The sequence below is a fragment of the Stenotrophomonas sp. Ste96 genome, from assembly GCF_024519495.1.
GTDB classification, from domain to species: domain Bacteria; phylum Pseudomonadota; class Gammaproteobacteria; order Xanthomonadales; family Xanthomonadaceae; genus Stenotrophomonas; species Stenotrophomonas bentonitica_A.
The window spans coordinates 576738-587868 of the sequence record NZ_JALJRX010000003.1 but is presented as its reverse complement, the minus strand read 5'-3'; the positions used below and the strand labels follow the sequence as shown (position 1 = coordinate 587868).

Below are 11131 nucleotides of genomic sequence, written 5' to 3'. Positions count from 1 at the left end.
GTCGGTGCCGTCTACAGGGGGAAGGCGCAAAGTAGGTCGCGTGTCTGCCAAAGCTAAAGCTCCATTTCACTTGGCAGCCGCCCTGTTACCCCCGATAACCGGCGCTAATCCCCTACCCCTTCGATGGCGGCTTTCGGCCAGGAGCGGACATTGGCAACGCCGGAATTAAGCCGCGCCGCGAAGCGGCGTCGGATTGAAATGGGGTTCTACCCCGAAATCACGGACTGTTTGGAAAAGGCTGAAAACTTCTGATCCTGCTTGACCCGGCGCCGTCGCATCCTGGGGTTGTGGCGGCGCTCGATGTATTCGAACACATCGGACCGGGCGGCATCGAGTGTTGGATACGTTGTGCGATAGATCCGCTCGCGTTTGAGCAGACCAAAGAACCCCTCGCAGGCGGCATTGTCGCCACAATGCCCCACCGCACTCATCGAGCAGAGCAGGCCATTGGCGGCCAGGTAATCCTGGTAATCCCCGCTACGAAATTGACTGCCGCGGTCGGAGTGCAGGATCAGCGGATGCTGCTCCTGACGCTGCCAAACCGCCATCTGCACGGCCCTGATCACCATCTGCCGGTCCTGCCGGTGGTGCATGGACCAACCCACAATGCGCTGATCAAACAGGTCCAGCACGACGCACAGATACAGCTTGGCCTGCTGGGTCTTGATCTCGGTGATGTCGGTCACCCACTTGGTTTCCGGCTCCAGGGCGCTGAAATCACGCTCCAGCAGCTTGCGCACGCCCGGCGGCGTCAGTGCCGGTTGGGCGCGCTGACCACGCCGTTTCGGGCGTGGCCAGCCCGGAAGGCCGGCTACCGCCATCAGCCGGGCAACCCGGTTCCGACTGGCCATCAACCCTTCCTCGACCAGATCCTCCTGCATGCGGCCGGCACCCAGCGTGCCCCGGCTGTCCTGATGCAGCGCATGGATACGGCCCAGCAAGCGCTCGTTATCGCATTGACGAGGGCTGGACAGTCGTTTGCTCCAGTCGTAGTAGCCGCTGGTTGACACCCGCAGGCAGCGGCACATCAGACGAACCGGAAACTCATCGCGGCAACGTTCGATCACCTGATACCTCAGGATGATCCCTTGGCAAAGAACGTCGCCGCTTCGCGCAAAAAATCCCGCTCCTTGGTGATCCTGGCCAACTCGCGCTTGAGCCGGGTAACCTCCTCGTCACGCGGGCTCCCGGTACCCGCAAAGGCGGCTTTCCCCACCGTCTCCGCCTCCCGCTTCCAGCGGGTCAGCAGACTGTCGCGGATGCCCAGCTCACGGGCCACCGGGGCGCAGCTGACACCGGGCCGACTGGCTTGTTCCACTGCACCACGCTTGAACTCGGCACTGAACTTGCGACGCTTTGACATGAACACTCCTCATGGCCTCGATCGGCCTTCTTGTAAGTGTCCGTGAAAACGGGGGTGAACCCCTACGTAGAAGTCGTTGAGCGCGGTCTGCAACACGTAGGCAGGCGGTGCGTGCTGCACATGCCCGGTCCTGCCAGCCGCGTCCAGCAGCAGCCGATGCACCTGCCGCCACGGCGTGTCATAGCCGATGGTCACGCCGGTTTCCAGCCACATGCCAGCCGCCTGCGGATCACGCGAATAGTTCAGCAGCTTGCCGCTGAGCACATGCATGTTGGGCAGGCTGACCTCCACCCCGGTAAGGGTGCGGATGCGGGTGGTGAACAAACCGATCTGTATCACCTGCCCTTCCACCTCCGCCACTTTGACCAGATCGCCGACCGACATCGTCCTTGAATACAGCAGGGTGAAGCCCGCCGCCGCCTGGCCGACGATGCTCGATCCGCCCAGCGAGATCATCACGCCCAGCAGCACCGTCAGGCCCTTGAACGCATCACTGCCCGAGCCGGGCAGATAGGGATAGGCCATCACCAGCGCAAACAGCCAGATGCCCGCGACGATCAGTTTGCGGCTGGGTTCGGCCAACTGGCGGTCGATGCCGAACAACTGGAAACGCCCATGCTGCACGCCGCGGAACAGGATGCCGATGATCTGGCTGGCCAGGCGTGCCAGCAGGAAAATGATCAGCGCCGTCACCAGCCCCGGGATGGCCGCCACCCCCGCCCACAACCAGGCTTTGGCCTGGGCAGCGAGCCACAACGTCATCGTCGTTGCCCACGGCTGGGTGTAGTCGAACTGATGGAATACATAGCGCAGCCATTCCTCGGCCAGCACCAGCACCGCCACCAGCAGCAAGGCGCGCGACAACCAGTCGGCCAGCGCATTGGCCCCATGCAGCATCTGCCGTACCGGCACGCTACGCAACGTCCCGGCTTTTTTACCCACCCAGACCAGCATCGCCGCCCGCAGCTGACGTGCCAGCCAGGCCATCACCCAGGCCAAGGCGGCGGCCAGTGCGGTGGCGACAAGGCTGTGCAGCACACCGCGAAGCACCCGTCCCGGCGCACGCTCGCGCTCGGCGGCGGCGACCGCCTCGCCAAGCCGGCTGCGCACCTCCTCGCGTACCTGGGCCAGACTCTGGCCCTGCGCGGTATCCACATCGGCAGGCGTGATGAGGGTGACGACTTCCCCGCCGAGCAGCAGGATCACACCGGCGGCGGTATCGTTGAAGGTGACGCCGGGCGTTCCCGGCTCGTCGACGATGCGCTTGATGTTGAATTCGGCAACCTGCGCCCGCTGCAAGGGCGAGCGCCCCATGAACGCACTGCGGAAGGTCAGGATGTCACGGTTGTAATAGCGCACCGTCGCTGGGGCATGCGCCTGGGCGGTGCTTTCTTCGGTCGCAGCCAGCAGCGGCGCAGGTGCAAGCAGCAGCGAGGCGCACAGCACAAGCAGCAGCGATGCCATCAAGGTGAACCCGCGTGCCAGTGGTGCTGTTTCGAGGCTGCTCCGGAACATCTTTCTGCTTCCCCGCAAGAAGAGATGACTTGCCGCTGGCGTGTTGCGTCGACCCGCCGCCAATCAGCCCCCACAGGCCGCAGGGTACGCCAGCTACGCCCGTGCTCCATCATCGCACCGCGGCAGGCGGATTGCCTGCCATCACGATCTGGCCACTATCGTCCAGGGTGCACCACACTCGCCCGCAGCAACGTAGCCCGGGTAAGCGCAGCGCACCCGGGAAGAGCGGTCCGGGCATCCGTATCCGCGCCAACCGCCCCGGGTGCGCTGCGCTTACCCGGGCTACGGCTTTGGTTAAATCTCGCGATGTGTGCTGTGGCTCGCTCCTGCGTGAGCGCCACGCCGACGGATCTGGGCGTCCCTCCCACTCCGCACCAACTGCCCCGGGTGCGCTGCGCTTACCCGGGCTACGGGCTTTCGTTCAATCTCGCGATGTGTGCTGTGGCTCACTCCTGTGCGAACGCCACGCCGACGGATCTGGGCGTCCCTCCCACTCCGCACCAACCGCCCCGGGTGCGCTGCGCTTACCCGGGCTACGGCCAGCCATTGATCTGGCGATGCTTGCCGCGGCTTTCTGCTGATGGCGCCGGCCTTGATATTGGTCAGTCCCGGCGGCGACGAAGGGGCGGATACTCGCTGCGTGGAAACTTTCACGACCCGCGTGCAGCTATTCAATGCGCCACACCGGCTGCTGTTCTTCATCGGTGTCTGCAATCTCGGCTTGGCGATGGCTTGGTGGGCGCTCTGGCTGGCCGGCTTGCAGCTGGGCAGCCCCCTGCCCGTGCCCGCCGTGCCGCCGGCCTGGCTGCATGGGCTGTGGATGCAGTACCTGGTGCTGCCCAGTTTCATCTTCGGCTTCCTGTTGACCGTATTCCCACGCTGGATGGGATTGCCGGCACTGCCGCGGTGGCAATACGCAGGCGTTGGTAGCGGACTGTTCGGCGCGCAGATCGCGCTGCTGACCGCCAGCAGCGGTTGGCAACCCGGGATGTGGTTGGCCCTGTTGCTGGCGGCGCTGGGATGGGCATTCGGGCTGGTCGTACTCGGCCGCCTGCTGTTGCAGGAGAAAGGCCGCACCTGGCATGCGTGGTCATGCTGGTCCGGCTTGCTGATGGGCTGGATCGGCCTGCTCGGTTTCGCCGCCGCTGCCACAGGTGCTGATATCCGCTGGCAGGCACTGAGCGTGTCGCTTGGCACCTTCGGGCTGTTGCTGCCGATCTACGCAAGCGTCGCCCACCGCATGTTTCCGTTCTTCGCCGGCAACGTGGTGCCGGGCTACCAGGCATGGCGGCCACCACAATGGTTGGCGATCCTGTGGGGACTGTGCCTGCTGCATCTGGCCGGGGAACAGCTGCAGCAGCCACTGGCGACGCTGCTGGCCGATGCGGGCCTGCTGCTGTTGTCGCTGTACTCGCTGTGGCGTTGGTGGCCGCGCGGACCCAAGCCGCCGCTGTTGAGCGTGCTTTTTTACGGACTGGCGTGGTGGCCGCTGGCGATGCTGCTGTATCTGCTGCAGGACATCGCTGCGCTTGCCGGCCATACCGGCTGGCTGGAACGCGCGCCACTACATGCCTTGGCGATCGGCCTGTTCGGCAGCCTGTTGGTGGCCATGGTCACGCGTGTGACCCAAGGCCATTCCGGGCGTGCACTGGTGATGCCGGTGGTCGCATGGGTCGCCCTGCTCGGCCTGCAACTGGTTGCAGTGCTGCGCATCCTGGCGCCGCTACTGGATGATCCCTGGCATTGGCATGCCGTCGCCGCCGCCGGCTGGCTGCTGGTGCTTGCACCGTGGTTGCTGCGGTTGGGGTGGATCTACTGGCGCCCACGTGCGGACGGCAAGCCGGACTAATCGTTACGCGGAGAATCAGGCCTGCACGCGGCCATCAGCCAGATGCACCACCTGCTGGCCGAACATGTCCACGTCCTCCGGATCATGGCTGATCAGCAGCAGCGGGATGCCGGTCTGGTCCAGCACCGTTTCAAGCTCCTGGCGCAGATGCGCACGCAGGGCGTGGTCGAGTGCGGCGAACGGCTCATCCAGCAGCAGTGCCTGCGGCTTGGTCACCAGCGCCCGCGCCAAGGCGGTGCGCTGACGTTGGCCGCCGGAGATCTGCGACGGCAGCAGGTCACCGAGGTGATCGATGCGGAACGTCTGCAACCATTGCTCGACCGCATCGATACGACGGCTCCGCGGCGGATTCAACAGGCCTCGCTGCAGGCCAAAACCCACGTTCTGCCGCACCGTCAGGTGCGGGAACAAGGCGTAGTCCTGGAACACATAGCCGATGCGGCGCCGTTGTGGTGACAGATTGATGCCGGCAGCCGCATCGAACAGCGCTTGCCCGTGCATACGGATCACACCGGCGTCCGGCCGCAGCAATCCAGCCACCGCCTTCAAGGTCAAACTTTTTCCCGCACCAGACGGGCCGAACAACACCACATTGCGCTGTGTGCAACGCAAGGCCGCCTGCAGCTGGAAGTGCTGGCCTGCAGCCTGCAGCTTGCGTTGGATATCCAGCTCAAGCCACATTGCGCGCCCCCTCCTGCCGCCGCCCGACCAATCGCGCGGCAAGCAGCAGCACGCTGATGCAGACCAGCGAGGACAGCAGCACCAAGGCGTTGGCGCGACCGTCATTGCCGGCCTGCACCGCCTCGTAGATGGCGATGGACAAGGTCTGGGTGCGGCCGGGAATGCTGCCGGCGACCATGATGGTGGCGCCGAACTCGCCCATCGCGCGGGCGAACGCCAGCAGCAAGCCGGCAAGAATGCCGCGCCATGCCAGCGGCAAGGTCACCCGGAAGAACAGCGCCAGCTCGGATACACCCAAGGTGCGCGCGGCCTGTTCCAGCTGCCCATCCACATCCTCGAAGGCCGCACGCGCCGGCTTGAACACCAGCGGAAACGAGGCCACCGCAGCCGCGATCACCGCTGCCTGCCAGGTAAACACAAGATTGATGCCGAAACTGTCTTCCAGCCATGCACCAAGCGGGCCCTTGCTGCCGATCAGCACCAGCAGGTAATAGCCCAGCACCGTCGGCGGCAACACCATCGGCAGGGTGAATATCGTGTCCAGCAACTCACGGCCGGGGAAGCGCCGCCGCGCCAACAAGGCACCAAATCCGACACCGAGCACGAGGTTGATCGCGGTCGCCCAGCCGGCCACCTTCAACGACAACCACAGCGCGCTCCAGTCCAGATCCACCATCAAGGACTACCGAAGCCGTGCCTGTGCAGAATGGCCTGGCCCTGCGCCGAGCGCACGAAGGCGATGAAGCGCTTTGCTTCGGCGGCATTGCGGCTGGTCTTCACCATCGCCAACGGATACGCGATACCACCGGCAACCGGCACCTGAAAGGCGCGCTGCACGCGCTCGCTCATCGCCTGCGCGTCGGTGGCGTAAACGAAGCCTGCATCCACTTCACCCCGTGCCACATAGTCCAGTGACTGGCGCACGTTCTGGGTGCTGATCATCTTGGCCTGCACCACCGGCCACACACCGGCCTGCTGCAGCGCACCGCGTGCATAGCGCCCAACCGGTACGCTGTCGGGATTGCCGATGGCAACGCGCTTCACATCGGCCTTGGTCAGCGCCGCCAACGTGGTCGGCTTGTTGCTGGCCTGCGGCGGCACCACCACCCACAGGCTGTTCTGCGCGAATACGTGCTGGGTTGCCGGATCGATCAGGCCTTCGGTATTGGCCTGTGCCATCGTGGTCTGGTCGGCCGAGGCCAGCACGTCGACCGGCGCGCCGCGTGCGATCTGCTGCAGCAAGGTGCCGGAGGCGGCGAAGTTCAGGTCCACCTTCGTGCCCGGGTTGGCCGTCTCGTATGCGCTGGATATCTCGCGGAAACTCTCGGTCAGGCTGGAAGCCGCGGAGACCGTCAGATCAGCTGCGCTTGCCGGCAGCGTGACGGCCAGCAACAACAACGCCCACAGCTTGTTCATGCATGCATCCTTGGTTGGGCATCATTCGCTTGCGTCATCGGTGGCCGCCATCAACGCCAGACGTTCCGGTTGCAGCAGGATGATCTCGCGCTGCTTCACCGCGATGACTTCTTCGTCGCTCAAACGCCGCAACACCCGGCTGGCCGTTTCCGGCGCCATGCGCAGGTAGTTGGCGATCTCGGTGCGGGTCATGGTCAGGTTGAAGCGGTGTGCCGAGAAGCCACGCCGCGCGTAGCGGCTGGAGATATCCAGCAGGAACGCCGCCATGCGCTCCTCGGTACGGTAATTGGCCGCCAACAGCCCCGCCTTGCCGATTTCGGCACTGAGCAGGCTGAACAGCTTGGCCTGCAGGCCGGGCATGCGGCTGGCCAGCATGCTGATGCGCGGAAACGAGATACGGCACAGATGCACGGTATCCAACGCCACCGCATTGCAGGGATAACGCGATCCGTGGATGGCGTTCAGGCCGATAACTTCGCCAGGCAAGGCAAAGCCCAGCACCTGCTCGTTGCCAAGGCTGTCGTCGACGAAGGTCTTGACCATGCCGGCGCGCACCGCAGCGATTGCATCGAAGGGTTCACCCGCGCGGAAGATGTAGTCGCCCGCATGGTACGGCCCAACGTGGTCGACCATCACGTGCAGCTCGTTCAGCGCCGTCTTGTCATAGCCCTGCGAACTGCAGGCATCGGAGAACGCACAGGTCGTGCAGAAATGCAGCGCGTCACCGTCGCCGGCAGCGGCTGGATTCGGCGTCGCGGTTCCCAAGGGGCCGCGCGGTGGGGGTGTAGGTGACGTCATTCCGTTTTCAAGCAACAGCGGCCAAGGGGCGGAAGCACGCTGCGATCATACGCCACAGCAGCTCACCTTCGTTCTGGATCAACAGCATGTCGCCGTCACGGCGCAGCCAGCCGCGCTCGATGAACATGGCGACGCGGCTCCACGCGTGCTCGAAACAGGCGTCGAATGGCTGCGCGTTGCGCCATTCGAAGGCGCGCATGTCCAATGCGTGGTCGCAGGCCAGGCTCTGCACCACCTCATCGGTCATACGTTCATGCTCGGAAAGAATAAGCCCGGAGGATATTCCTGGCTGCCCAACCACCAGGCAGGCGCGCCAATGGCTCGGCTCAGGCTCGATGCGGCAGATGACATCGCCGATCTGGCTGAAGGCGCCCACACCAATGCCGAGCAGGTCATGGCGCTCGCGCCGCGGCACCCCGAGCAGGTCGCAATGACGCTGGCCATCGCCGTTGCGCAGCGGCATCGGCAGGTCCGGCCGCTGATAGTGATCGCCGCCAAGCGGCAGGTAGCCGCCTGCACGCAGCAGCCGCCATGCCTGCAGCCAGTCCGTTGGCAACGGGTACTCGGGCAGCAAGGCAGGCGATGGCAGGATGATGCGTTCGGGCGCCAGCTCCAGCACCCGCTGCAGCCGCTGCAGGAACGACACATCGGCGTAGCACGGCACGCGCAGCTGGTAGTAACACGCGGTAAAGCCGGTCTGCTGGGCTTGGGCCAGCATCGCCGGGCCATTGACGCCGGCATGGTCGATCACCGTCATCCGCGTGCAGCCGACCTCGCGCAATGCAGCCGGTGCGACATCGCTGGCCGCATCCAGGCGCACCTCAACCTGCGGCCGGGCGATGGTGCACAGCTGCTCCGGCACCGCGTCCAACAGGCGGCCCAGCAGGGCGGGCGGCAGATGCTCGACGATACCCGGCTGCAGCACCATGGCCGCCACTTCGCGATCGCTGGCCAGCATGTTCGCATGCAGGCGCACGCACACCAGCAACGCGTCCAGCACGTTCTCGGCGCGCTCCAGCTCATGTGGGGGTGCGCAGAAACCCAGCGTCAACGCACGTGGAATCAGATGCTCGTTGCTGGCCTGCATGGCCGCACGCCAGCCCGCCTCGGCGAAGCCGGGGCTCAGCTCCGCCGGCGCCGGGAACAACACGTGCGCGGGTTGCTGCAGCAATGCAACATGCAATGTGGCGTCATCCATCCCGGCGGTCTCTACTGGCATGCAAGCATCCTCGCGCAGCGACCGCCGGGTTTCACTGATCTGGATCAAGCCCGGCGCTGTTTCTCCGCGGCGGCGGCGTCGATGGCTTCAGGCAGGTCGGTCTCACGATCCAGCTGCGGGAAGTTGCGACGCTCCATCCGCCGGATGGCGAAGTGCATCCAAGCCAGGGAAATGCTGACCAGCACGAACAGCAGCATGAAGCAGCTGCTCCAGATGCCGAGCGCATCGTTCAACGCGCCGAACACGATCGGCAGGATGAAGCCGCCGAGGCCACCGATCATGCCGACCACACCGCCGACCGAGCCCACATGCTGCGGGTAATAGACCGGGATGTGCTTGTACACCGCGGCCTTGCCCAGCGACATGAAGAAGCCGAGCACGAACACCAGCATGGTGAACAAGGTCACGCTGATTGCCAGATGGAAGCTGATCTCGCCATGGATGCCCTGCACGATGTAGCGGGTATCCGGATAGGCCAGGATGAAGGTGCAAATCGACGACACACCCAGCGTCCAGTACATCACCCTGCGCGCACCGATGCGGTCGGACATCCAACCGCCCACCACCCGGAACAGGCTGGCCGGGATCGAATAGCACGCGGCCAACACGCCCGCTGTAGCGACGTCCATGCCGTAGGCGCCGACCAGATAGTGCGGCAGCCACAGTGCCAGGGCGACGAAGCCGCCGAATACGAAGAAGTAGTACAGCGAGAAGCGCCACACCTGCAGGTTCTTCAGCGGCGCCATCTGCTGGGCGAAGGACATCGGCTTGACGCCGCTGCGACGGCGCTCTTCCAGCGACGGGTCTTCCTTGCTGAACAGATAGAACAGCACCGCGGTAACCGCCAGCCCAACCGCCCACAGCTTGGCCACCATCATCCAACCGGACGCCACCATCACCAGCGGTGCCAGCAGCTTGGTCACTGCCGAGCCGATATTGCCGGCCCCGAAGATGCCCAATGCGGTGCCCTGCTTCTCCGGCGGGAACCACTTGGAGACATAAGTGACGCCGACCGAGAAGTTGCCGCCGGCAATGCCGACAAACAACGCCGCCAGCAGGAACTGCGGATAGGTTTCAGCGTAGGTCAGCAGCCACGTTGCCACCGCGCCGCACAACATCACCAAGGTCATCACCTTGCGGCCGCCGAACTGGTCGGACCAGATGCCGAGGAAGACGCGGATCACAGAGCCGGTCAGCACCGGGGTTGCAATCAGCAGGCCGAACTGGGTGTCGTTCAGACCCAGCTGCTTGCTGATCTGGATGCCGATGATGGCGAAAATCATCCACACCGCGAAGCACATGGTGAAGGCGAACGTGCTCAACCACAGCGCACGTTGTTGTTCGCCGCTGCTGATGTTCTGTAGATTCTGGCTCATTGCCACTCCTGGGGGTTACGTTCTACTCAGCCTGTGCTTCGATGTCTTCAAGCCCGCGCACCGGGTAGCGCTCGCGCAGCTCAAGCAGGAACTGCTGCAGGTCGCGTTGGCGCACCTGTAGTTCCAGGTAGTCACTGATCTGCGCCCGCACCTGCTCGAAGCCGAGCGCTTCGCCGGTTTCGGCCGCCACCACGTCCACTACGTGGTAGCCCCAGCGCGATTCCACCGGGAAGCCCGCCAGCCCTTGGCGCAGGCGGAACACCTGTCGGTCGAACTCTGGCGTGGTCTGGCCGCGTTGCAACCAGCCCAGCTCGCCGCCTTCGCTGCTGGATGGGCATTGCGAGTGACGCGCGGCCAGGTCGGCAAACACATGCGGCTGTTCAAGCAGCTCGGCAATCAGCTTCTCGGCCTGGGTGCGCGCCTTCAACCGGCCGGCGATATCGTCGGCCGGCGCCGCCAGCAGAATGTGGCGTACGCGGATGCGGTCGGGTGCACGGAACTTTTCCGGGTTCTGCGCGAAGTAGCGTTGGCAGTCGTCCTCGCTGGGAACGCGGTCCTCCAGCGTCTGCTCGATCAACTGCTGGATGCGGGCTTCCTCGCTGGTTTCCTGGCCGGCGCCGGGTACATCGGCCAGGCCGAGCCGCTCGGCCTCCAGCCGCAGCAGCTCGCGCACCACCAGTGCACGTGCCGCATCGGCACGTGACTGCTCGGGGCGCATCGCCCGATGGAACTGCATCTCGCGGGCGATATCGGCTTCGTTGATTGCCGTGTCCTGTACGTACAGGCTGCATGGCGCCGGCTGGCCGAGGCCACGGGTTCCCGCATCCTGTTCGTGATGGTGGCCGGCTTCGGCCGGCACCGACTTGTCCGAGTCGATCACCGTGATCGGAAGTATGCGTGGCAGGCTGCCCATG

Annotated in this window: 10 protein-coding genes; 1 reads left to right on the top strand and 9 read right to left on the bottom strand. The window is 64.9% G+C overall.

Features of this window, described 5'->3' with window-relative positions; all coding sequences use genetic code 11:
* Positions 1–206 precede the first annotated feature (206 nt).
* Positions 207–1363 (bottom strand): IS3 family transposase gene (locus OC373_RS12075; protein ID WP_261997745.1). Its coding sequence is split into 2 segments (ribosomal slippage): positions 207–1123 and positions 1123–1363, totalling 1158 coding nucleotides; the frame shifts between segments, so codons are not numbered across the junction.
* Positions 1364–1372: 9 nt separating this feature from the next.
* The gene (locus tag OC373_RS12070; protein WP_157806033.1) at positions 1373–2827 is read right to left on the bottom strand and encodes a mechanosensitive ion channel domain-containing protein; all 1455 of its coding nucleotides are present in this window, start codon (positions 2825–2827) and stop codon (positions 1373–1375) included.
* 691 nt (positions 2828–3518) lie between these two features.
* Between OC373_RS12070 and OC373_RS12065 the strand changes: the two genes are divergently transcribed.
* Positions 3519–4727 (top strand): NnrS family protein, encoded by a 1209-nt coding sequence (locus tag OC373_RS12065; RefSeq protein WP_236509020.1) that lies wholly within the window; start codon positions 3519–3521, stop codon positions 4725–4727.
* Positions 4728–4742: 15 nt separating this feature from the next.
* Here the strand turns inward: OC373_RS12065 and OC373_RS12060 are convergent, their stop codons facing one another.
* From OC373_RS12060 to OC373_RS12030, 7 genes are read right to left on the bottom strand one after another with little or no spacing between them, the layout of a single operon-like run.
* On the bottom strand, positions 4743–5408 hold the full coding sequence (locus OC373_RS12060; protein WP_099589922.1) for an ATP-binding cassette domain-containing protein: 666 nt from the start codon (positions 5406–5408) through the stop codon (positions 4743–4745).
* Positions 5398–6081, bottom strand: coding sequence for a molybdate ABC transporter permease subunit (modB, locus tag OC373_RS12055; protein ID WP_099475691.1), 684 nt, complete (start codon positions 6079–6081; stop codon positions 5398–5400). Before modB ends, OC373_RS12060 begins: the two co-directional genes overlap by 11 nt.
* 2 nt (positions 6082–6083) lie before the next feature.
* On the bottom strand, positions 6084–6824 hold the full coding sequence (gene modA, locus OC373_RS12050; RefSeq protein ID WP_099475669.1) for a molybdate ABC transporter substrate-binding protein: 741 nt from the start codon (positions 6822–6824) through the stop codon (positions 6084–6086).
* 21 nt (positions 6825–6845) lie between these two features.
* Entirely contained in the window at positions 6846–7622 is a 777-nt protein-coding gene (locus tag OC373_RS12045) for a helix-turn-helix domain-containing protein (RefSeq protein ID WP_099589921.1), read from the bottom strand.
* Between the two features lie 7 nt (positions 7623–7629).
* Positions 7630–8841 carry a coproporphyrinogen III oxidase gene (locus tag OC373_RS12040; RefSeq protein WP_099589920.1) on the bottom strand — a complete coding sequence of 404 codons (1212 nt, stop codon included), beginning with the start codon at positions 8839–8841 and terminating at the stop codon, positions 7630–7632.
* Between the two features lie 44 nt (positions 8842–8885).
* Positions 8886–10217, bottom strand: a complete 1332-nt coding sequence (locus OC373_RS12035) for a nitrate/nitrite transporter (RefSeq protein WP_099589919.1) — start codon at positions 10215–10217, stop codon at positions 8886–8888.
* A gap of 22 nt (positions 10218–10239) precedes the next feature.
* Complete coding sequence (locus OC373_RS12030; RefSeq protein WP_099589918.1) at positions 10240–11130, bottom strand: peptidylprolyl isomerase; 891 nt, start codon at positions 11128–11130, stop codon at positions 10240–10242.
* Between the last annotated feature and the right edge of the window lies 1 nt (position 11131).

Coding starts and splice junctions, on each gene's coding strand:
- OC373_RS12030 (WP_099589918.1), bottom strand. CDS start 11,130: ATGGGCAGCCTGCCACGCATACTTCCGATCACGGTGATCGACTCGGAC.
- OC373_RS12045 (WP_099589921.1), bottom strand. CDS start 7,622: ATGACGTCACCTACACCCCCACCGCGCGGCCCCTTGGGAACCGCGACG.
- OC373_RS12070 (WP_157806033.1), bottom strand. CDS start 2,827: ATGGCATCGCTGCTGCTTGTGCTGTGCGCCTCGCTGCTGCTTGCACCT.
- OC373_RS12060 (WP_099589922.1), bottom strand. CDS start 5,408: ATGTGGCTTGAGCTGGATATCCAACGCAAGCTGCAGGCTGCAGGCCAG.
- modA (WP_099475669.1), bottom strand. CDS start 6,824: ATGAACAAGCTGTGGGCGTTGTTGTTGCTGGCCGTCACGCTGCCGGCA.
- OC373_RS12035 (WP_099589919.1), bottom strand. CDS start 10,217: ATGAGCCAGAATCTACAGAACATCAGCAGCGGCGAACAACAACGTGCG.
- OC373_RS12040 (WP_099589920.1), bottom strand. CDS start 8,841: ATGCCAGTAGAGACCGCCGGGATGGATGACGCCACATTGCATGTTGCA.